Source organism: Priestia koreensis, assembly GCF_001274935.1.
Lineage (GTDB): Bacteria > Bacillota > Bacilli > Bacillales > Bacillaceae_H > Bacillus_AG > Bacillus_AG koreensis.
Window position 1 is genome coordinate 304487 of record NZ_LILC01000011.1, and the last position, 21478, is coordinate 325964.

The 21478-nt window shown below is 41.7% G+C and carries 21 protein-coding genes and 1 other annotated feature (1 of these 22 only partly in view); of the genes, 18 read left to right on the forward strand and 3 right to left on the reverse strand.

Going from position 1 to position 21478, the window contains the following annotated elements:
• Window positions 1–86 precede the first annotated feature (86 nt).
• The 10 genes from safA to yajC all read left to right on the forward strand — a co-directional run bounded on the left by safA (window position 87) and on the right by yajC (window position 8342).
• A complete protein-coding gene (gene safA / locus AMD01_RS08720) occupies window positions 87–1325 on the forward strand; it encodes a SafA/ExsA family spore coat assembly protein (RefSeq protein WP_053401001.1) in 1239 nt (412 codons plus the stop codon).
• Window positions 1312–2283: a phosphotransferase gene (locus AMD01_RS08725; protein ID WP_053401002.1), complete on the forward strand. Its 972-nt coding sequence runs from the start codon at window positions 1312–1314 to the stop codon at window positions 2281–2283. Before safA ends, AMD01_RS08725 begins: the two co-directional genes overlap by 14 nt.
• Before the next feature lie 111 nt (window positions 2284–2394).
• Window positions 2395–3087 carry a YhcN/YlaJ family sporulation lipoprotein gene (locus tag AMD01_RS08730; RefSeq protein ID WP_053401003.1) on the forward strand — a complete coding sequence of 231 codons (693 nt, stop codon included), beginning with the start codon at window positions 2395–2397 and terminating at the stop codon, window positions 3085–3087.
• A 120-nt stretch (window positions 3088–3207) separates the two neighbouring features.
• Window positions 3208–3705: a BofC C-terminal domain-containing protein gene (locus AMD01_RS08735; RefSeq protein WP_083446483.1), complete on the forward strand. Its 498-nt coding sequence runs from the start codon at window positions 3208–3210 to the stop codon at window positions 3703–3705.
• Window positions 3706–3884: 179 nt separating this feature from the next.
• A complete protein-coding gene (ruvA, locus tag AMD01_RS08740; RefSeq protein WP_053401004.1) occupies window positions 3885–4496 on the forward strand; it encodes a Holliday junction branch migration protein RuvA in 612 nt (203 codons plus the stop codon).
• An 18-nt stretch (window positions 4497–4514) separates the two neighbouring features.
• Complete coding sequence (gene ruvB / locus AMD01_RS08745; RefSeq protein WP_053401005.1) at window positions 4515–5516, forward strand: Holliday junction branch migration DNA helicase RuvB; 1002 nt, start codon at window positions 4515–4517, stop codon at window positions 5514–5516.
• Window positions 5513–5713, forward strand: a complete 201-nt coding sequence (locus tag AMD01_RS08750) for a DUF2905 domain-containing protein (RefSeq protein WP_053401006.1) — start codon at window positions 5513–5515, stop codon at window positions 5711–5713. Before ruvB ends, AMD01_RS08750 begins: the two co-directional genes overlap by 4 nt.
• Before the next feature lie 29 nt (window positions 5714–5742).
• A complete protein-coding gene (gene queA, locus AMD01_RS08755; protein WP_053401007.1) occupies window positions 5743–6771 on the forward strand; it encodes a tRNA preQ1(34) S-adenosylmethionine ribosyltransferase-isomerase QueA in 1029 nt (342 codons plus the stop codon).
• A 64-nt stretch (window positions 6772–6835) separates the two neighbouring features.
• Complete coding sequence (gene tgt, locus AMD01_RS08760) at window positions 6836–7975, forward strand: tRNA guanosine(34) transglycosylase Tgt (RefSeq protein ID WP_053401058.1); 1140 nt, start codon at window positions 6836–6838, stop codon at window positions 7973–7975.
• A 106-nt stretch (window positions 7976–8081) separates the two neighbouring features.
• Window positions 8082–8342 carry a preprotein translocase subunit YajC gene (gene yajC, locus AMD01_RS08765; RefSeq protein ID WP_053401008.1) on the forward strand — a complete coding sequence of 87 codons (261 nt, stop codon included), beginning with the start codon at window positions 8082–8084 and terminating at the stop codon, window positions 8340–8342.
• A gap of 36 nt (window positions 8343–8378) precedes the next feature.
• Here yajC and AMD01_RS08770 read toward each other — a convergent pair whose 3' ends face one another.
• Complete coding sequence (locus AMD01_RS08770) at window positions 8379–8765, reverse strand: TIGR04086 family membrane protein (protein ID WP_053401009.1); 387 nt, start codon at window positions 8763–8765, stop codon at window positions 8379–8381.
• 204 nt (window positions 8766–8969) lie between these two features.
• Between AMD01_RS08770 and AMD01_RS08775 the strand changes: the two genes are divergently transcribed.
• Window positions 8970–9626, forward strand: coding sequence for a DUF421 domain-containing protein (locus tag AMD01_RS08775; protein WP_053401010.1), 657 nt, complete (start codon window positions 8970–8972; stop codon window positions 9624–9626).
• A gap of 17 nt (window positions 9627–9643) precedes the next feature.
• Here AMD01_RS08775 and spoVB read toward each other — a convergent pair whose 3' ends face one another.
• Window positions 9644–11194: a stage V sporulation protein B gene (gene spoVB, locus AMD01_RS08780; protein ID WP_053401011.1), complete on the reverse strand. Its 1551-nt coding sequence runs from the start codon at window positions 11192–11194 to the stop codon at window positions 9644–9646.
• Window positions 11195–11325: 131 nt separating this feature from the next.
• Here spoVB and AMD01_RS08785 point away from each other — a divergent pair, with 131 nt between their 5' ends.
• The 6 genes from AMD01_RS08785 to dtd all read left to right on the forward strand — a co-directional run bounded on the left by AMD01_RS08785 (window position 11326) and on the right by dtd (window position 19930).
• Complete coding sequence (locus AMD01_RS08785) at window positions 11326–11616, forward strand: post-transcriptional regulator (RefSeq protein ID WP_053401012.1); 291 nt, start codon at window positions 11326–11328, stop codon at window positions 11614–11616.
• A 130-nt stretch (window positions 11617–11746) separates the two neighbouring features.
• A complete protein-coding gene (gene secDF, locus AMD01_RS08790; RefSeq protein ID WP_053401013.1) occupies window positions 11747–13996 on the forward strand; it encodes a protein translocase subunit SecDF in 2250 nt (749 codons plus the stop codon).
• Window positions 13997–14254: 258 nt separating this feature from the next.
• Window positions 14255–16615, forward strand: coding sequence for a single-stranded-DNA-specific exonuclease RecJ (gene recJ / locus AMD01_RS08795; RefSeq protein WP_053401014.1), 2361 nt, complete (start codon window positions 14255–14257; stop codon window positions 16613–16615).
• Entirely contained in the window at window positions 16615–17127 is a 513-nt protein-coding gene (locus tag AMD01_RS08800; protein ID WP_053401015.1) for an adenine phosphoribosyltransferase, read from the forward strand. Before recJ ends, AMD01_RS08800 begins: the two co-directional genes overlap by 1 nt.
• A 145-nt stretch (window positions 17128–17272) precedes the next feature.
• Complete coding sequence (locus AMD01_RS08805) at window positions 17273–19468, forward strand: RelA/SpoT family protein (protein ID WP_053401016.1); 2196 nt, start codon at window positions 17273–17275, stop codon at window positions 19466–19468.
• 15 nt (window positions 19469–19483) lie between these two features.
• Window positions 19484–19930: a D-aminoacyl-tRNA deacylase gene (dtd, locus tag AMD01_RS08810; RefSeq protein WP_053401017.1), complete on the forward strand. Its 447-nt coding sequence runs from the start codon at window positions 19484–19486 to the stop codon at window positions 19928–19930.
• A gap of 41 nt (window positions 19931–19971) precedes the next feature.
• On the opposite strand, the gene AMD01_RS08815 is transcribed toward dtd, so the two are convergent.
• The gene (locus AMD01_RS08815; RefSeq protein WP_053401018.1) at window positions 19972–20850 is read right to left on the reverse strand and encodes an N-acetylmuramoyl-L-alanine amidase family protein; all 879 of its coding nucleotides are present in this window, start codon (window positions 20848–20850) and stop codon (window positions 19972–19974) included.
• 185 nt (window positions 20851–21035) lie between these two features.
• Here AMD01_RS08815 and AMD01_RS23990 point away from each other — a divergent pair, with 185 nt between their 5' ends.
• Window positions 21036–21206 (forward strand): hypothetical protein, encoded by a 171-nt coding sequence (locus tag AMD01_RS23990; RefSeq protein ID WP_157052668.1) that lies wholly within the window; start codon window positions 21036–21038, stop codon window positions 21204–21206.
• Window positions 21207–21323: 117 nt separating this feature from the next.
• Window positions 21324–21478: a binding site (T-box leader), on the forward strand (it continues 86 nt past the right edge of the window).

The window sequence follows — 21478 nt, forward strand, 5'->3', positions numbered from 1 at the left end:
CATATGTTGTGATGAACCAATAGTAACAATTCCATTACGTAGACATACAGTGTCTAGTAATTCTTTCTAGTCGGGAGGGAAAAGACTTGAAAATCCATATCGTTCAAAAAGGGGATACCCTTTGGAAAATTGCGCAAAAGTATGGTGTAGATTTTGAAGAGCTGAAAAAGTCTAACTCACAATTGAGTAATCCAGATATGATTATGCCGGGGATGAAAATTAAAGTTCCAACCGGAAACGTAAGCGTGAAGAAAGAAAAGCCACTTTACGATCATCCTTATAATAATCAAACAACAAAAACGTACCCTACTACTGAAATGGATCACACGCCGTCTGCACCGAAAGAACAGCCTATGTATCAACAGCCAATACCTCAACAGCCCATGTATCAGCAACCAACGTACCAACAGCCAAAAGAACAGCCGGTTCCACAGGCACCAACGTATCAAATGCCTAAAAAAGAAATGCCTGTCCAGCAGCCTCCTAAAAAGGAGCAGCCTGTGAAAGAGGCACCTAAAAAAGAAGCGCCTGTGCAATACTTAATGCCGAAGCTTCCAAAGCTTCAGCCGATTTATCCAGAAATTGATATTAATAATTATTATACGGTTAACATGGAGATTGATCAGCACGCAGCACCAGCTCCACCACCGCCGCCAAAAAAGGAAAGCCCAGAGAGCGTGGAGCAACCAATCATGATGCCACCTGTTCAGCCTTGTTTTCCGGTAAGTCCGGTGTTGCCAGGGTGCGGATTTAACTATTTCCCATGCTTCCCGTGCGCACCGCCGATGTATATGTATCCACCAATGATGCCGGCTGTCATGCCTGCAGGCTTCCATCCAGAGCATCACGTTGAGTCATCAGAAAGCTCTAGCTCAGAAAGCTCAGAAGCGTATCATAAAATGATGCAGCATATGCACGGAGCACATCATCATCATCAGCCTTACGGAGTAGCGCCAATGTATCATCAGCCTTATCCAGCATACGGGATGCCATATGCACCTCAGCCTCAGGTAATGGGAGCATATAGTGGGCAAGAGCAACAGCCACAGTATGGCTATCAAGGTTACCCTATGCAACAACCAGACTGCGGATGTGGAGGCCCACAGCCGTATGCACCGTTCCAAGTGCCATATGCAGCACCGCAATATGGCGTACCAGCTTATCCACAGCAAGGATATGGATTCCCACAAGCATTTCCACACCAAGGGGCTCCATATGCACCGCAGGGCATGCCTTATCCGCAGCAGGGAGTTCCAAACTTCCCGCAGCGAGAAGACGAAGCAGCACTGTTTGGATTCCCAGAGTACGAGGATGACGAAGATTAAATTGTTTGACCAGGGAGAGGATTTGATTCAAAATCGTCTCCTCTTATTTTCTTTGCAGCAAGCTGGTATTGAACCAAGGGCGTACAAACGAATAAAAGAAAATGTGTATATTATCGAAACAACAATGGGGTATAAAGTGTTGAAGGGATACGAGCTACAGCAAAAAGCACATGTCCTCTTTAACGTATTAGAGCGTATCCATCAAGAAGGATTTTCGTCGCTTGCTTATTTTGAACAGTTTCCGAATAAGGCGACTACAATAGCGTGTGAAAAGTATTGTTGGATGATGATGCCGTATTATCCATCATGTCCTATTATGTACAAGTCTTTAAAAGACCGAAGAGACGTGACGCATCTTTTGAACGCGTTTCATCACGTAGGAGGAACGTTACATAGTGAATTTCAAGACGTGCTGCCTACCCAATTCATTATGGATAAATGGAGCAAGCGTTTTTTGCAATTTCAGCGTTCGGTTTCCCACTTGAGATTATTTTTGTCCCCTAAAGAATTGCACCAGCTCTGTCATTGGTCTGAGCAATCGCTATATTTAATGGAAAATTATCAAACGCATCAAAACAAAACGCTTACGATTGTGCACGGTGACGTAGCCTCACACAATTTTTTACGTATCAACGAGGGAAAAATGTGTTTGATTGATTTTGATTTGGCTCTCATCTCATCGAGCGATTACGATGAACTGCAGCTTGCTCACCGATTTTTACGCTATGTGGACTGGTCGTTGGATTCAATTTTTGATCATTTTCCTTCATGGAAAACGAATCCATTTTACGTAGCGGCCCTTCTATTTCCAACGGATTTGCTTAGGGAGTGGAATCAAATTTCAGCCGGAGAGTATACACCTGCTCGTATTCAAGCCCTACAAGCTCATACGAAATGGGAGGTGTATTATCGATTAAACCTAGCGGAAGATCTGTTATATCATCTTGCTTCTTCATAACATTCCCTCATCTTTTAGAAGTTACCGGTAGAGCAGAGAATAATCTGACTTGCTAGATATCACCCTATAAAGGAGCGCACCGTGCGTTCAACAGAATAGGGGGAATGACCGTTGAATAAGTATGTGATAACATCATTAACTGCGGTATGTATGCTTGGGTTTAGTGCTTGTAATTCACAAAACAACGCTGAACAGCGTTACAGTGACCGCACAAGTCCAATCGGCGTATATTCGAATGAAAAAAATGATCGTGATGGAAACGGGCGTCTGGTGGATCATAAACAAGGGCCTGTAGCGGAATACGTGGAATATGCAAATGACGGAAATGATAATCGTAACCATGATACGATTACCAACGAAAGCCGTCCGTACGGCTATCCGTACAGCAACAAAGCAAGGGATGTAGAATACAGAGGTCCGCTTAATACCTCTGACGATAGTGTGGTAAAAGCACCTGTAACAAAAACAGATGAGCGAAAAGCTGCCCGCCAAATTGAGAATAAAGCTGAACAGGTGAAGGGCGTTAAAAATGCCCATGCTATTTTTAATGGAAATCGCCTCCTTGTAGCTATTAAAACAAATGAGACGAACCGAACAAACGTCGAGAAAAACGTTAAAAATGCGATTGCCCCAATGACCAAACCGTATCAGGTTGTCGTAAAAGCAGACGATCGCATTTATAATGAAGCGAAGCAAATGAAGCAAGATATGAAAAAAGGTCTTCGAGATAATGTCATTCATACGAATATGAATGGACTATTTGAATCCATTGACCAAAACGTCAATGGAAATGGACATCGATAAATAATTGACAGCCGGCTAGTAAGTGATCTAGCCGGCTTTTTTGCATTTTCTTAGGATGGATAGAATTTCTAAATAAGGTGAAACTACAATTGATATTATCTTATAAAGAGGTGATGATGAGTGGCGATAATCATTCATCGGATGTTTACAATCGTATGTATTAGTTTTCTAATGGGTTTTAGTCATCCAGTATACGGAGCTGAAAACGAAAAACCGCACCGAACGACCATTCTTCTAGAGCGCGTTTATTTAGATGGAATAGTCGGAGAGGAGGAAATTGAGCAGAAGAATATAACGAAAGAGACTGCAGTAAGTGAATACAAGGAATGGCGCTTAGTAGCAGAATTTGACGATGAGCTTATATTTCGAACACATGTGGATGATATTTCTCCATTATTGAAGACAAATGGCTATTTTGGCGTTTCTGGAGAGGGGATTTTATCCGTGTACGAAGGGGTTCCGACAAGTCAACAGCAAAAGGTGATTCAGTCATTTTTTCAGTTGGATATCAATAAGCTCGAAAGCCGCCAGCATGAGCAACTTCAGAATGGTATTCGTATTCATTCAAAGGATCAGTATCTTGCGTTGCTAAATTTCTACAAGCCGTATTCACATTGACCATAAAACGTAAGGGAGGGAATTTCAGCGCCCTCCTTTTTGCATGAGAAAAGATACGGCGTTCGCCTACAAAATGCTTTCCGTTCTCATTTTCTCCTTATTTATGATAGAATCGTAATGTTTTCTCTGTCTTGATTATGTTAAAATAGTAATCAGCATTGTTAAGGGAGAGGAAACGGTTGTTCGATTATATAAAAGGTATCATTACATATGTGAATCCGGAATATATAGTAGTAGAAAGCCATGAGATAGGCTATCAGGTGTTTACGCCTAATCCGTACGCGTTTCATGTGAGTGATACGGAGAAAAAAACGGTTTATACACATCACTATGTTCGCGAAGATGCGATGGCTTTATACGGCTTCCGCTCTCGTGAAGAAAAAGGTCTTTTTAATAAATTATTAAGCGTTTCTGGTATTGGTCCAAAAGGCGCGTTAGCTATTTTAGCTTCAGGTGATCCAGGACAAGTTGTGCAGGCGATTGAAGAAGAAGACGAAAAGTTTTTAGTGAAGTTTCCAGGTGTAGGAAAGAAAACGGCTCGTCAGATGATTCTTGATTTAAAAGGCAAGCTTCATGATGTTGTGCCAGATGTGATGTCAGGGCTATTCGCTGATTTTGATCAGCAAGAGGCTGTAGCAAAGGCGCCAGAAGCTCTTGATGAAGCGGTTGAGGCGTTAAAAGTACTTGGCTATGCCGAAAAAGAAATTAAAAAGATTATGCCAGATCTTGAGAAACAATCATTAACGACAGATCAATATATCAAAGCAGCTTTACAGAAGTTGTTAAAATAACCCAAAAGGGGTGATGAGATGGATGATCGAATCGTAACTGGTGATGCCCTTCAAGAGGAAGAGCTGTTAGAGCAAACGCTTCGACCACAAACGCTTCATCAATATCTAGGCCAAGAAAAGGTGAAGTCCCATTTAGACATCTTTATTAAAGCCGCGAAGCTTCGTGAAGAAACGCTCGATCATGTGTTGCTCTATGGACCTCCAGGACTTGGGAAAACGACGCTTGCAGCGGTTATTGCAAATGAGATGGGGGTACAGCTCCGGACAACGTCAGGACCTGCAATTGAGCGCCCTGGAGACTTGGCAGCTATTTTAACAAGCCTAGAGCCAGGTGATGTGCTGTTTATCGATGAAATCCACCGACTTCCTCGCACGGTTGAGGAGGTCCTTTATCCTGCGATGGAGGATTTTTGTCTCGATATCGTGATCGGAAAAGGCCCAAGTGCTCGCTCTGTTCGTTTAGATTTGCCACCTTTTACATTGGTAGGAGCGACGACAAGAGCAGGACTTTTATCTTCTCCACTGAGAGACCGATTCGGTGTACTTAGTCGCTTGGAGTATTACGAGGCATCTGAGCTTGCCTCGATTGTCGAGCGTACGTCTTCCATTCTCCAAGTTGAGATTGAAAAGCCGGCGGCATTTGAAATTGCTAGACGTGCGAGGGGAACGCCAAGGATCGCCAATCGTATTTTACGAAGAGTTCGTGACTTTGCCCAAGTAAAGGGAGACGGTTCGATTACCCTTTCGTTAGCGAGTGAAGCATTAGATCTTTTACAGGTAGACCGTTTAGGTCTTGATCATATTGACCATAAATTATTAAGAGGGATTATTGAAAAATTCCGAGGTGGTCCGGTAGGATTAGATACTATTTCGGCCACGATTGGGGAAGAGTCTCATACCATCGAGGATGTGTATGAACCGTATCTGCTCCAAATTGGCTTCTTACAGCGTACGCCGCGTGGACGTATGGTGACGCCGCTTGTCTATGAACATTTTAAAATGGAGGTGCCAGAAGTGTGAGTGAGCTGCCAAAGCTGTTGATGGGACTAGGTGCCCTGCTTCTTGTGATTGGTTTTCTTCTCCACTTTATTGGAAAGCTTCCGGGTGATATTTTAATCAAAAAGGGCAATACGACCTTTTATTTTCCGATTGTCACCTCGATTGTAATTAGTATTGTCTTATCATTGATTTTTTACGTGATTAATCGTTTTAAGTAATTTAGCATATTAGAAACAGGTGAAGCAAAATGAAAATAGATTTATTTGATTTCAATCTTCCAGAAGAGTTAATTGCGCAAACACCGCTAGAAAAGCGTGATGCATCAAGACTTATGGTTGTAAATAAAGAAACAGGCGAACTTCATCATGAGCACTTTCATAATATTATTGAGCACTTAAATGAAGGCGATTGTCTTGTGTTAAACGATACGCGTGTTCTTCCAGCCCGTTTGTTCGGTACAAAGGATGAAACAGGTGCGAATGTTGAAGTTTTATTGCTGAAGCAAGAAGAAGGAAATGAGTGGGAGACACTTGTCAAACCAGCTCGCCGTATTAAAGTAGGAACAACGATTACATTTGGTGACGGTCGTTTGACTGCCGTTTGTACGCGAGAAGGCAACCAGGGCGGTCGTCATCTGGAGTTCAAATACGAAGGTATTTTCTATGAAATTCTAGAGCAGCTAGGGGAAATGCCGCTACCTCCTTACATTAAAGAGCGTCTAGATGACCGTGAACGTTATCAAACGGTATATGCGCGTGAGGAAGGCTCTGCAGCCGCTCCAACGGCAGGTCTTCATTTTACAGAAGAACTTCTTGAAAAAATTAAGCAAAAAGGTGTACACGTTGCATTCATTACCCTTCATGTAGGGCTTGGAACGTTCCGACCAGTAAGTGCGGATACGATTGAAGATCATGACATGCACGCGGAGTTTTATCAAATGAGTGAAGGAACAGCCGCACTTTTAAATAAAGTGAAAGAAGAAGGCGGTCGTATCGTCTCTGTCGGAACGACGTCCACTCGTACGCTTGAAACGATCGCAACGGCACATGACGGCAAGTTTGTAGCGTCCTCTGGCTGGACAAGCATTTTTATTTTCCCTGGCTATGAGTTTAAAGGAATTAGTGGAATGATTACAAACTTCCACCTTCCAAAATCAACGCTTGTGATGCTTGTGAGCGCCTTAGCGGGCAGAGAAAACATTCTACATGCGTACAACACAGCCGTAGAGGAACGCTATCGCTTCTTTAGCTTTGGCGATGCGATGTTAATCATTTAACGATGAGTACGGGCTCTTTAAGAGCTCATTCGAATTTTAGGTAGCAGGAAAGGAATCCATGTTTATGACAGCAATTAGATATGAACTTATTAAAACGTGTAAACAAACCGGAGCTCGTCTTGGGATTGTTCACACTCCTCACGGTTCATTTGAAACACCAACATTTATGCCAGTTGGTACGCTTGCAACGGTAAAGACAATGTCTCCGGAAGAGCTAAAGCAAATGGGCGCAAAAATCATCTTAAGCAACACGTATCACTTGTGGCTTCGTCCGGGGCATGATATTGTGAAACAGGCTGGCGGTCTGCACAAGTTCATGAACTGGGATCGTCCGATTTTAACGGATTCTGGCGGCTTCCAAGTGTTCAGCCTAAGCGATTTCCGTCGTATTGAAGAAGAAGGCGTGCACTTCCGTAATCATTTAAACGGAGACAAGCTTTTCTTATCGCCTGAAAAAGCAATGGAAATTCAAAATGCGCTCGGTTCCGATATCATGATGGCGTTCGATGAATGTCCACCATATCCAGCGGAATATGATTACATGAAATCATCTGTTGAGCGCACGAGCCGCTGGGCAGAACGTTGCTTAAAAGCACACGGTCGTCCGGAAGATCAAGGGTTATTTGGAATTGTTCAAGGTGGAGAGTATGAGGACTTACGTAGACAAAGTGCGTCAGACCTTGTTTCACTTGATTTCCCAGGGTATGCAGTAGGGGGACTATCAGTAGGTGAACCGAAAGACGTGATGAACCGCGTTCTTGAATTCACAACGCCATTCCTTCCAACGAATAAGCCTCGTTACTTAATGGGCGTAGGGACACCAGATTCATTGATCGATGGTGCAATTCGCGGGATTGATATGTTTGACTGCGTGCTTCCAACGAGAATTGGACGCAACGGTACACTCATGACAAGCGAAGGACGTTTAGTCGTGAAAAATGCGAAATACGCAGAAGACTTCCGTCCGTTAGATGAAAATTGCGACTGCTATACGTGCCGTAATTATTCTAGAGCGTACATTCGTCACTTAATTCGTTGTGATGAAACGTTTGGTATTCGTCTAACGTCTTACCATAATTTATATTTTCTGTTAAACTTAATGGAGCAAGTGCGTGAAGCGATTCGTGAAGATCGTTTAGGTGATTTCCGCGAAGAGTTTTTCGAGAAATATGGCTTCAATAAGCCGAATGCGAAGAATTTCTAAGCATGTAATGATGTGAATATTTATATCTGAATGGTTGCTCGGAGACTCTGTGCACCGGGCAGCCGTTTATTTATATTCAATACATACGAAAAAGGAGGAGTAACATATGCAAAACTTACTTCAGTTATGGCCGATTTTAGCAATGGTTGTTATTTTCTATTTCTTGCTAATCCGTCCGCAGCAAAAAAGACAAAAGAACGTTCAAAACATGCAATCTAGCCTTCAAAAAGGGGACAAGATTGTGACAATCGGTGGCCTTCACGGCATTATCGAATCAATCGACGAAAGCAAAGTTGTCATTAAAGCAGGTAACACTATGCTAACATTCGATCGTCCTGCGATTCGTGAGAAACGTACAGAAGCATAAGAAAAAGCAGCGGATCATGAAAACCGCTGCTTTTTTTTATGCCGATTGCCGTGAAGACGTTAAGTTGACTCCCATCATGCCACCTAGCACAGCGATTCCTAAAAAACCAAGATGAAACAGCATTTGTTTGGATGAGAATGACTGGCTGTAGCCAAGAAATTGAATCAAAAATACGACAAATGAATAAAGAAAACCTGTGACAGCTCCTAAAAGCCAACCTTTTGCTTTTCCTTTGCCTCCTGCAACAAATCCCCCAATGAACACAGATAAAAATGAAATAATCAAAATTGCCCATTTCATGGAAGACTCTTCAAGAGAAGTAAATTTTAAAATGAGAGACAAAATAAGACTCGTCAGAACTGCAATTGCGAAGATTGTAGTCACACCTACAACAATAGCCATTAGTAACCGTTTGGCTTCCATAATAAGCTCCCCCTTTATCCTCTAGATGTGACGTTCGGTGTATAGAACATATGAGAGACGTTACGTTTTAGAGGACACTTTATATCTCTACTAGTACGAGCATATTCCCAAATGGACAAAAATAGAAGCAAAATTTTCAAGTCATGTTTTTAGACACATTGCACAAAATAAAAGGCAATGAAAATGTGCGTCTAGGAGGTCACCATGGAACTTCTCAGTATTTCAATTCGAACTGTGATTTTATATATTGCCATCGTCATTATTTTTCGCTTAATGGGAAAAAGAGAAATTGGTGAGCTAAGTATTCTTGATTTAGTGGTGTTTATTATGATTGCAGAAATGGCCGTCATGGCCATTGAAAATACGGATGATCCCATCTTTCATACGATTTTACCAATGGTGATTTTGCTGATTATTCAAATCGTATTAGCGATTATTTCTCTTCGCAGTCAGCGCGTTCGAGAATGGGTGGACGGAAAGCCAACCATCATTGTTGATAACGGCAAAATTAACGAAAAAGAAATGAAAAAACAGCGCTATAATTTTAATGATTTGATGACCCAGCTCAGAGAAAAAGATATTAAAAATATGGCGGACGTTGAATTTGCCATATTAGAACCTTCTGGAAAGCTCTCGGTGTTCAAAAAAGATACGAAGCAATCGAAAAAGAAAACGCCGTCGTTGAATTTGCCCTTTATTTTAGACGGGGAAGTTCAGCATCATCATCTAGAGAGAGAACATCGAACCGTTGAATGGTTGCAAAAAGAATTAGCGCAAAGAGGTTACTTCAGCTTATCAAGTATTTCATACTGTAGCTTTGACCAAGGAACCTTTTATATTGATACAAAAGATGAGGACTAGGGGGATTCCCCTAGTCCTCATCTTTTGATGAAGCGTCGAAAAACGTTAAAGCGTTTGAGCTCTTCTTTTGTTACGAGCTTCAAGCACACTAGGAGTAGCAAATAGAGAAGGGAAGTGAAGACGATGCTTGCTAGTGTGCGTACAGAGAGCGGTTGAGTATGAAAGAAATGCATGTAGGAAAAGTGTCCGGCATACCCTGAGGCAAACATCACCAAAAAACTCTTCACATAATCTCTTACATAAAATGTATACGAAATTCGCTTTACGACAGTTGCTAAGTGAAGCAAGGTAACAAGAAGAATCCCAACTACAATGGCGAGTGCGGCACCCATAATGCCAAAGGAAGGACGAGTGGCTAGTAGAAAAATCAAGCCAGTTTTAATAAATGCGCCGACAAAGCTGTTAATCATCGCAGCCCTTGCCAAATCAAGAGCTTGTAGAACGGCTTGCAGCGGTCCTTGAAAATAATAAAAAATAAAAAAGGGTGCCATCACTTTTACGAACACCGCGGCATTTGCATTTCCATACATAAGCGTCATGAGCGGTTCCGCGAATACATAAAGAACGACGACGGATAGTCCACCTGTCACGAATGAAAGGCGAAGAGCTTGATGTAGTTGGTATTCAATCTGCTTTTGTTTGTTCTGTGCTAACGCCTCACTAATTGCTGGAACGAGCGATGTGGACAGTGAGACAGTTACAAATGATGGAAGCATTAGAAGGGGAAGCGCAAGACCTGTGAGCTCACCATATTGTTTTGTAGCGATGCTTGCCGTTACTCCTGCAATAGCTAAGCTCTGTGCAACAACGATTGGTTCTAAAAACCAGGCGACCGATCCGATAGCGCGACTCCCTGTTGTCGGCAGGGCAATTCTCATCAAGTCTTGAAACGTGTTTTTTCCTGCTTTAACAGATGAGAGAAACTGGCGACGAATGCGAATTTTCTTCTTAAGCTTAAACATCGAGAGCATGTAAATGAGCGAAGCGAGTTCACCAATGACGGCAGAGATCATTGCTCCTGCTGCTGCATACTCAACTCCGTACGGAAGAAAGGCTTTTGTACAAACGGCAATTAAAGTGATCCGAATGACTTGCTCAATTACTTGTGAATAAGCAGCAGGCTTCATTTGCTGCAGACCTTGGAAGTATCCTCTAATAACCGATGAGATCGCAATGATTGGAATAACAGGGGTAATGGCGAGAAGAGGATAATACGTTCGTTCATCTGTAAAAAGGTTGTGTGAAATAAAAGAAGCAGACATGAGCAGCGCGACGGTAAAAATGCCGCTAAGTATCGAAGTAATGCTCAAGGAGACGACGATAATTTTTTTGATTTTCGACCGATCTCCAATAGCTTCTGCCTCTGCAACGAGTTTTGAAATCGCAACAGGAAGGCCAAGCTGCGTGAGGGTCATGACTAAAAAGAGAGTAGGCATCACCATCATATAAAGACCTACGCCTTCTTCTCCGACGACCCGTGCAAGGACAACTCGGTTAATAAAACCAAGTACTCGCGTAATAAGACCTGCAACGATTAATACAATAGTTCCCTGTAAAAATTTAGACATGGCATCATTCCTGCCTTCTCAAACAAAAAATTATTTTATACAATACTTATATGCACCAAGTATGACCAAGCATGACAAGTTATCACAGGATGTATTTTTTGAATAATAAAAATAATGAGGTGTGAATAAGGATGCCGATGTACGAAGAAGATTACAAACGGCTTTTGCCGGTCATTCAAAGTAAGGTAGAGGAATTTAAGCTGTTTGGGTATGGTCACGTAGAATTTGAGGAGATTTGGTCGTTTTTGTGTAATAAAAAGTGGAAGAAAGAAAAGGCTGTTCCACCGCTTTACCAAGCTGTTAATGACGTACTATCTACCAAAATAAGCGATGTTATGAATTACATGACGATGGAGTCATTTAAAAGCAGTGCTAGCACTAAGATGAGCGACTTGGGTGACTTGAGCGATTTATTTTCTTAAAGCTTTGACCTTTATTTGACAGAGCCTTGCTTATCCATGATAATAGGAATGTTAATGCACTTTTCTGTTTTTTTAGTCTCAGGTATTTTAGCATTTTTTTGCTTACATAATGAAGGAGGAACTTTTTCTGATGGTAAAAAAAGGACGGATTGTTGCTTTTTTTCTCATAACTATAGTCTTATTTGGACTTATAGGGGCAACAGTCTCTAACATCACGAAGGATATTAAGTTGGGTCTCGACCTTCAGGGTGGCTTTGAGGTTCTGTACAAAGTAAAGCCAGCCAAAAAGGGTGACGTCATCAACGACAATGCACTAAAAAGTACAGTACAAGCCTTAGAACAACGTGTCAACGTGTTAGGGGTTAGCGAACCAAACATTCAAATTGAAGGTAAGGATCGCATTCGTGTTCAATTAGCTGGTGTTAAGAATCAGCAAAAAGCACGTGATATTTTATCTACACAAGCTAAGTTAACATTTCGTGATGTAAATGACAAAGTGTTAATGGATGGAACAGATTTGGCTCAAAATGGTGCAAAGCTTTCATACGATCAAAATAATCGTCCAAGCGTCGCACTAAAGCTAAAAGATGCAAAGAAATTCAAAAAAGTAACACAGCAAATTTTAAACATGGGTCAGGGTAAAAACCTGCTTGTGATTTGGTTAGACTTTGAACAAGGAAAAGATTCCTATCAAAAAGAAGCTGTGAAACCGAATCCAAAGTATCTATCGGCGGCTTCTGTTAGCCAAGTATTAGATACAAACGATGTAAGCATTAGCGGAGGTGGGTTCACGGTTTCAAGTGCAACTCAGCTAGCGAAGCTATTAAACGCAGGTGCTTTGCCTGTACAATTAGATGAGATTTATTCAACATCTGTTGGCGCGAAATTCGGTCAAGAGGCGATGCATGATACGATTTTAGCAGGACTTATTGGGGTAGCCGTTATTTTCTTATTCATGCTATTCTTCTACCGTCTACCAGGATTAATTGCCGTTATTACATTAAGTGCATACATTTATTTGATTCTTGTTGTGTTTGACTGGATGAATGCAGTCTTAACACTTCCAGGAATTGCAGCCCTTATCCTAGGGGTCGGGATGGCTGTTGATGCCAACATTATTTCGTACGAGCGGATTAAGGACGAGCTGAAATCTGGTAAGTCTGTTATGTCAGCGTTCCGTGCGGGGAACCGTCGCTCTTTCGCGACAATCTTAGATGCTAACTTAACGACGATTTTAGCAGCGATCGTTATGTTCGTATACGGAAACAGCTCGGTAAAAGGATTTGCAACAATGCTGATCATCAGTATTTTAGCTACATTTATCACAGCTGTTTATGGAACACGTTTCTTATTAGCACTATGGGTGAATAGCCGTGCGCTTAATAAAAAGCCAGGTTATTTTGGTGTTCGAAAATCAGACATCCAAGACCTTGGGAAAGACAACGGAAATCTTCGCATTCCAACTCGTTGGGACTTTATTGATTTTGTGAAATTCCGTAAAGCATTCTTTATCTTCTCAGGACTTTTAACAGTAGCAGGAATTGTACTGTTACTGACGCTCAAGCTAAATCTAGCCGTTGACTTTACGAGTGGGACGCTCGTGCAAGTAGAAAGCAATAAACCACTGACAGCAGAAGTATTGAAGGATGATTTTAAATCGCTTGGTTTAGAAACTGATGACGTGGTGTTAGCAGGTAAAGACAGCAAAGGCGCTCGTGCTCGTTTTATCGGAGCATTCCCGAAAGACAAAGTGGCGGATGTGAAAGATTATTTTGATAAAAAATATGGTTCAGAGCCAAGTATCAGTACCGTATCACCAGCCGTTGGTAAAGAGCTTGCACGTAATGCCATCTTAGCGGTTATCATTGCGTCAATCGGGATCATCATTTATGTAACGTTCCGCTTTGAGTTCTACATGGCGCTTGCAGCCGTCATTGCCTTATTGCATGATGCGTTCTTGATCGTCACATTCTTTAGTTTAACAAGGTTGGAAGTAGATCTGAACTTCATTGCCGCCGTTCTTACGATTATCGGTTACTCGATTAACGATACGATCGTAAGCTTTGACCGTATTCGTGAGCATATGAAGAACGATCCAATTAGAACACCAGATGACTTAACGTATATCGTAAACCGAAGCCTGCGTGAAACATTTACGCGTTCGATTAATACGGTATTAACCGTTATCATCACGGTTGTAGCGCTCCTTTTATTCGGAAGCAGCTCACTAACAAACTTCTCTATCGCCTTATTAGTAGGGCTTATCATGGGGGCATATTCATCATTATTTATTGCCGCTCAGCTTTGGTTAGTTTGGAAGAAAAAGCAGCTTTTCGGAAATGGAACAGAGCTTTTAAAACCAATTGAAAAGAAAAAATAAGCGTCACGAGAGGATTCACGTTTAAGTGGGTCCTCTTTTTTATGGAAGCTTTTTATGAAGGGGCTCCTTTTTCTGCAGAGGTGCTTGCGATTGCTCAAGTTAAATCCCTTTAGTATAATGAGGTGTAACTTCTATTAGAGATAAAAAGGATCTAATAGTGAAGCAATGGACCGGGAATTCTCGAGCACCGTTCCCCACTTTGCGTGAGTGAAGTGGGGTTCTTATTGCTCGGGAACTGACAGAAAAAGAGGTGAAAGCATGCTAAAATCAAAAAGGCGTTGGAACATCCAACAACCAAATAACGAAGCAGTAGAAAACTTAGCAAAGGATTTAAATATTCCACCTTTAATCGCCTCGTTGCTGATTAACCGTGGCATGACGACAAAAGAATCTGCCTCACAGTTCTTAAATATAGAGAATCAATCTTTTCACGATCCGTTTCTATTAGACGGAATGGATCGCGCTGTAGAACGTATTCATAAAGCGATTGAAAACAACGAAAAGATTATGATTTACGGAGATTACGATGCTGATGGGGTAACAAGTACATCGGTTATGTTGACGGCGTTGCAACAGCTTGGAGCGGATGTGGATTTTTACATCCCCAACCGCTTTTCGGAAGGATATGGTCCGAATGAAGAGGCTTTTCGTTTTATTGACGAGCAGGGCTACACGCTAGTCATTACGGTTGATACAGGGATTTCCGCTGTTCACGAGGCACAGGTAGCAGAGGGGCTTGCGTTTGATCTCATTATTACGGACCACCATGAACCAGGCCCTATTTTGCCTTCCTGCTATGCAATTTTACATCCGAAGAAGCCTGGCAGTCATTATCCTTTTGGTCATCTAGCAGGGGTGGGGGTTGCCTTTAAACTTGCTCATGCGTTACTTGGTGAAGTACCGGAGCATTTATTAGAGCTCGCAGTTATTGGGACAATCGCCGACTTGGTACCGCTAACGGGTGAGAATCGTTTGATTGCAAAAAAAGGCTTAAAGCGTCTAGCGTATTCACAGCGACCTGGACTGAAGGCTCTTTTTAAAGTATGTAACGTGAAGCAACAAGAGCTGACGGAGGATTCCATTGGTTTTGCACTCGCACCACGTATTAATGCGGTCGGTCGTCTTCAAGATGCTGATCCTGCTGTTGAACTGATCATGTCCCAAAATGAAGAAGAGGCCTTTCTTTTAGCGGAGGAAATTGATCGCTTAAATAAGGAACGTCAAGCGTTAGTGAATGAAATTACAGAAGAAGCCATTCGAAAAGTGGAAGAGATTTACCCACCTTCTGAAAATGCTGTTCTCGTCATTACAGGTGAGGGCTGGAACGCAGGTGTAATCGGAATTGTCGCCTCTCGTTTGGTTGATCGCTTTTATCGTCCGACCATCGTTCTGAGCGAGGATCATGAAAAGGGCGTGGCAAAAGGCTCGGCACGGAGTATCGCTGGGTTTGATCTATTTGCGAACTTATCAACCTGTCGTGAGATTTTGCCTCACTTCGGTGGACATCCAATGGCAGCAGGGATGACGTTGAAACTTGAAGACATAGCGGAGCTTCGCGAACGTCTAAATCAACTGGCAAAAGAAGTGTTAAGTGATGAAGATTTTATTCCCGTTACGTCGATTGATGTTTCATGTAAAGTAGAAGACGTGACAATTGAAGCGATTGAACAGCTTCAGCTCATGGCTCCGTTTGGGATGAACAATCCAAAACCGAAAGTAGCGATTGCACCGTCAGCGATCCAATCGATTCGAAAAATTGGCGCGGACCAAACACATATGAAGCTTGTAATTGAAGACAATGGACAAGCGCTTGATGCGATTGGCTTTGGTTTTGGTTATTTATATGAAGATATTTCACCACTTGCAGAAATCTCATTAATTGGGGAATTAAATATTAATGAGTGGAATAATATTCGTAAGCCACAGCTTATGATCGAGGATATGGCTGTTAATGATTGGCAGTTGTTTGATCTTCGCGGTCTACGCGACCCTGCACGATTCTTCCATTCCACGTATCACGAGAAGATGACGCTACTTGCGTTCTCAGAGGAGACGCTGACACACGCAGCCCTTCAAGCCTATCGTGATCAAATTGTGCTTGTTCAAAGCGTAGACGAAGCGAAGCAAGTATCTGTAGAGGATGAGACGATCGTGCTACTAGATCTGCCAACGTCTTCTGAACTGATCGAAGGCTTGTTTGCAGGTCGTGTGCCGGCCCGTATCTATGCGATTTTCTTTACGGCTGAGAATCATTTCTTTGATACGATTCCAACGCGTGAGCATTTTAAATGGTATTACGCGTTTCTAACAAAAAAGAGTCCATTCGATCTAAAACGTTATAAAGAAGAGCTTGCTATTTACAAAGGCTGGACAAAAGATACGATCGACTTCATGTCACAGGTGTTTTTTGAGCTAGAATTTGTTACAATAGAAAATGGTCTGATTTCATTGATGAAAAATAGTCCAAAACGTGATTTAATAGAATCTGTGACTTTTCGTCACAAACAAGAGCACATTCAAATTGAAAAAAACTTTCTTTATACATCATATGCACATTTGAAAAGTGTGTTTGAACAGGTTTTTAAGCGTGCGTCAATTAATGAGGAGGCAACAAAATAATGGATTTAAAGCAATATGTAACAATTGTAGAAGACTGGCCAAAACCAGGGATTAGATTTAAAGATATCACTACGCTGATGGACAACGGTGATGCATACCGTTATGCAACAGATCAAATTATGGCTTATGCAAAAGACAAATCAGTTGATCTAATCGTTGGACCAGAAGCACGTGGATTTATTATCGGTTGTCCAGTTGCTTACGCACTTGGAGTAGGCTTTGCTCCTGTACGTAAAGAAGGAAAGCTTCCACGCGAAGTAATCAAAGTGGATTACGGCTTAGAATACGGGAAAGATGTTCTAACAATCCACAAGGATGCAATCAAACCAGGACAACGTGTATTAATTACGGATGACCTTCTTGCAACAGGTGGTACAATTGAAGCGACAATCAAACTTGTCGAAGATCTTGGCGGTGTTGTAGCGGGTATTGCATTCTTAATCGAGCTTACGTATTTAGATGGCCGCGAAAAATTAGACAACTATGATGTTTTAACGTTAATGCAATACTAAGCACATTTCTGTAAGAAAAGCACCTCATGAGGTGCTTTTTTTGTACCGATTGATAGTTTTTCCTGAGAAGGTCTTTACATCTTTGAAAATTTTCAAGATAATAGATACAATATGGATTTACAAAATGCTTATAAAAGGTGATTTCATGGCAAACGAGCAAGTGCTAACAGCTGAACAAGTGATTGACCAGGCTAAAACCTATTTGTCAGAAAGAGATGTCGCATTTGTCCAGCGAGCATATGAATTTGCAAAGGATGCTCACAAAGAACAGTATCGAAAATCTGGTGAGCCTTATATTATACATCCGATTCAAGTAGCTGGCATATTAGTGGACTTAGAGATGGACCCTGATACAATAGCAACTGGTTTTTTACATGATGTAGTAGAAGATACAGAAGTGACGCTAGAACAGATTAGTGACAGCTTCAACAAAGAAGTAGCTATGCTAGTAGATGGTGTAACAAAGCTCGGTAAAATTAAGTACAAATCAAAAGAAGAGCAGCAGGCAGAAAATCATCGCAAAATGTTCGTTGCGATGGCACAGGATATTCGTGTTATTCTCGTCAAGCTTGCAGACCGCCTTCATAATATGCGTACGCTTAAACATTTACCGCAGGAAAAACAACGACGAATTTCCAATGAAACGCTGGAAATTTTTGCACCTCTTGCGCATCGTTTAGGGATTTCTGCGATTAAATGGGAGCTAGAAGATACAGCTCTTCGCTACTTAAACCCGCAGCAATACTATCGTATTGTGAATTTAATGAAGAAGAAGCGTGCAGAACGTGAGGAATACCTGGATCAGGTTATTGGAGAAGTGCGTGAACGTGTGAACGAAGTGTCAATTAAAGTTGAACTTTCGGGTCGTCCAAAGCACATCTATTCCATTTACCGTAAAATGGCGTTACAAAACAAGCAGTTTAATGAGATTTACGATTTGCTTGCTGTACGAATTATCGTCAATAGCATCAAAGATTGCTATGCCGTTTTAGGGATTATTCACACGTGTTGGAAGCCAATGCCTGGACGTTTCAAAGATTATATTGCTATGCCGAAGGCCAATATGTATCAGTCGCTTCATACGACTGTCATTGGTCCAAAAGGAGAGCCGTTAGAAGTGCAGATCCGTACAGCAGATATGCATCAAATTGCTGAATTCGGGATTGCTGCTCACTGGGCATACAAAGAAGGAAAAACGTTAACGGAGCAATCGTCCTTTGAAGAAAAAATGACGTGGTTCCGCGAAATTCTAGAGTTCCAAAATGATGCAACGAATGCAGAAGAGTTTATGGAATCGTTAAAGATTGATCTCTTTTCTGATATGGTGTACGTCTTTACGCCTAAAGGTGACGTAATTGAGCTTCCATCAGGTTCTGTACCGATCGATTTTTCGTATCGTATTCATTCAGAGATCGGTAATAAAACCATCGGTGCGAAGGTAAACGGAAAGATGGTTACGCTCGACTACAAATTAAAGACGGGCGATATTATTGAGATTTTGACGTCCAAACATTCGTATGGGCCGAGCCCAGATTGGTTGAAGCTTGCGCAAACATCCCAGGCTAAAAATAAAATTCGTCAGTTTTTCAAAAAACAGCGTCGTGATGAGAACATTGAAAAGGGCAAAGAGCTCGTTGAAAAAGAAGTGCGTCAAATGGAATTTGACGTGAAGGAAATTTTAACAGCTGACAACATCAAACGCGTTGCGGAGAAGTTCAACTTTAGCAATGATGAAGACATGTATGCTGCCGTTGGTTACAATGGAATTACGCCGTTACAAGTAGCGAATCGCCTGACTGAAAAATGGCGTAAAAAGCGTGATCAAGAGCAGGAAGCTTCCTTACAAGAAAACATCCGTGAAGTGAAGCGCGTGAATACGACGAAGCGCAGAGATTCTGGCGTCATTGTTCAAGGCATTGATAACTTGCTTATTCGATTATCGAAATGCTGTAGTCCTGTTCCAGGTGACGATATTGTCGGATTTATCACAAAGGGGAGAGGTGTATCCGTTCACCGTGCTGATTGTCCGAACGTGCACACGGAAGACGCAGAATCACGCCTCATTCCTGTCGAGTGGGAATCTCAGATTAAGCAAGGCAAAGAATTCAATGTGGAAATTGAAATTTCAGGATTTGATCGTCGTGGGCTGTTGAATGAGGTTCTTCAAGCTGTGAATGAAACGAAGACGAACATTTCCGCCGTATCGGGTCGATCTGACCGTAATAAGATGGCCACGATTAACATGTCTATTTCCATTCATAACATTAGCCATTTACACAAAGTCGTCGAACGAATTAAGCAAATTCGTGACATCTATTCAGTACGTCGAATTATGCAGTAGAAGGGATTTGAAAAAATGCGCGTAGTGGTACAACGAGCAAAAAACGCAGCCGTAACGGTAGATGGCGAAACAGTCGGAGCGATTGACCACGGGTTGATGCTTCTTGTAGGAGTCACTCATACCGATACAAAAGAAGATGCAGAGTACGTAGCAGAAAAAATCGCCAACCTTCGCATTTTTGAAGATGAATCAGAGAAAATGAATTTCTCCTTGTTAGACGTAAAGGGTGACGTATTATCCGTATCACAGTTTACGCTGTATGGTGATTGTCGTAAAGGAAGACGACCTAACTTTATGAGCGCTGCTAAACCGGATTATGCGAATGCCATTTATGAGCATTTTAATGAGCAGCTTCGTGCGTTAGGAACGAACGTGGAGACAGGGAAATTTGGTGCCATGATGGACGTGTCCTTCACCAACGATGGACCTGTCACGTTAATTGTAGAAAGCAAAGAAAAGTAAAAAAAATGGCCCGTCAGCTTTGTGAGAGCTGGCGGGCTTTTTTATTTTTGTAAAAGATACTGTGTAATGCCTTGTGTGATGCCACCAACGACATCACGCTGAAAGGCAATCGAATTAATATACTGTTCTTCTTCTCTGTTGCTTAAAAAACCGAGCTCAACTAATACAGACGGCTGAGGATTTTCTCGCAGAACATAGAAGTTACCAAATTTATCATATTTGTTTTTTAATTTTGATGTATGAGCGAGTTGTTGTTGAATACTTTGTGCAAGAGAGCGGTCCTTTTTCTCTTGATAAAAATAAGTCATAATTCCGTGAGCACTCTCGTCTTTGACACTGTTGTAATGGATACTAATAAATACGTCAGCCCGGTGGTCCCTTGCGTATTGCACGCGCGATGACAAGGATATTTTCGTATCTGACGTTCTCGTTAACAAAACAGTTGCTCCGGTTTGTTCAAGCTGTTCTTTTAGCTGTGTTGCCGTGCGAAGCGTCAAATCCTTTTCAAAGGTACCTTGAGTTCCAGTTGCACCTTTGTCTTTTCCTCCGTGACCAGGGTCAATGACAATGACTTTTCCATTCAGTTTTTCTCCGTTGCTGTTTTGTTGAACGGCAGCTTGAACAGGAAGTGCTTGATTGGCGGTTGTGCGTACGAAGCGAGATGAAACCCAACCTTCAGCTCCATCCTGCAAACGAACGTAGCGCCACTCTCCTTGTTCAACTAAAATGGCTACCTCTTTGCCATGATGTAGCTTTCTGACAATGGGAAATGACAATCCAGGCCCTTTTCTCATATTGAGAACGTCTGCCGTCACGCTACCACTTTCCAACACAGGTACGTCTTGTCGGTCATAAGAAGTCAAAAATAGAGTGATGATACAAAAGAACAGACAAATCACCAGTTGTTTTCTCTTGTTCATGTATCTTTTTATGCCTCCTACTAGTTTAAATTGAGCGATCTGCTCCTCGTCTAAAGTGTGAACAAAAATATATTCTCTACGAAAGAATAATTTCCTTTATGTAGTGAAAAAATAGATAAAGAAACTTTTATGTTCATACAGTATTGACAGTAAATAGGCGTAGTAAACGAAAAGAGGAATGACAGATGAAATTTAGTTCAAAAGGTGAACAATCTTTTTTACAATCAGCTAGTCTTTTAGGCGTTTCCTTTCGAGAAAACGTTCAAGATGAAGCAGAAGCAGAAAAGGCAACGATGAGCAACGGCTATCAGCAACAAGAAATGCAAAAGCTAAGAAGATATTTAAATCGCTCATAAATTGGGAAAGGTTCTTGACAATCACTCATTTCATTCGTAATATAATAGACAATCACTAAATACATACGAGTTCTTTTAACAGAAGAACTATTATCTTATAAAAGATAATCCATATAGGTATAACCAGTGAAAGAGCAGAGTAGGTAGGAGTACACATGAAAAAGAGAAGAGATGCCGTGGCTGAAAGCATTTCTACATGATGACTTACTGAAAGAACACTCTGGAGGTTTCTCTCTGAACCGATGAATCATCGCAGTAGGAGCTGAACGTGA

What these genes read in the sequence shown, in the direction of transcription:
- AMD01_RS08725 (WP_053401002.1), top strand. Translation starts at nt 1,312, where the DNA reads ATGACGAAGATTAAATTGTTTGACCAGGGAGAGGATTTGATTCAAAAT.
- ruvB (WP_053401005.1), top strand. Translation starts at nt 4,515, where the DNA reads ATGGATGATCGAATCGTAACTGGTGATGCCCTTCAAGAGGAAGAGCTG.
- queA (WP_053401007.1), top strand. Translation starts at nt 5,743, where the DNA reads ATGAAAATAGATTTATTTGATTTCAATCTTCCAGAAGAGTTAATTGCG.
- tgt (WP_053401058.1), top strand. Translation starts at nt 6,836, where the DNA reads ATGACAGCAATTAGATATGAACTTATTAAAACGTGTAAACAAACCGGA.
- yajC (WP_053401008.1), top strand. Translation starts at nt 8,082, where the DNA reads ATGCAAAACTTACTTCAGTTATGGCCGATTTTAGCAATGGTTGTTATT.
- AMD01_RS08770 (WP_053401009.1), bottom strand. Translation starts at nt 8,765, where the DNA reads ATGGAAGCCAAACGGTTACTAATGGCTATTGTTGTAGGTGTGACTACA.
- AMD01_RS08775 (WP_053401010.1), top strand. Translation starts at nt 8,970, where the DNA reads ATGGAACTTCTCAGTATTTCAATTCGAACTGTGATTTTATATATTGCC.
- spoVB (WP_053401011.1), bottom strand. Translation starts at nt 11,194, where the DNA reads ATGTCTAAATTTTTACAGGGAACTATTGTATTAATCGTTGCAGGTCTT.
- AMD01_RS08785 (WP_053401012.1), top strand. Translation starts at nt 11,326, where the DNA reads ATGCCGATGTACGAAGAAGATTACAAACGGCTTTTGCCGGTCATTCAA.
- secDF (WP_053401013.1), top strand. Translation starts at nt 11,747, where the DNA reads ATGGTAAAAAAAGGACGGATTGTTGCTTTTTTTCTCATAACTATAGTC.
- recJ (WP_053401014.1), top strand. Translation starts at nt 14,255, where the DNA reads ATGCTAAAATCAAAAAGGCGTTGGAACATCCAACAACCAAATAACGAA.
- AMD01_RS08800 (WP_053401015.1), top strand. Translation starts at nt 16,615, where the DNA reads ATGGATTTAAAGCAATATGTAACAATTGTAGAAGACTGGCCAAAACCA.
- AMD01_RS08805 (WP_053401016.1), top strand. Translation starts at nt 17,273, where the DNA reads ATGGCAAACGAGCAAGTGCTAACAGCTGAACAAGTGATTGACCAGGCT.
- dtd (WP_053401017.1), top strand. Translation starts at nt 19,484, where the DNA reads ATGCGCGTAGTGGTACAACGAGCAAAAAACGCAGCCGTAACGGTAGAT.
- AMD01_RS08815 (WP_053401018.1), bottom strand. Translation starts at nt 20,850, where the DNA reads ATGAACAAGAGAAAACAACTGGTGATTTGTCTGTTCTTTTGTATCATC.
- AMD01_RS23990 (WP_157052668.1), top strand. Translation starts at nt 21,036, where the DNA reads ATGAAATTTAGTTCAAAAGGTGAACAATCTTTTTTACAATCAGCTAGT.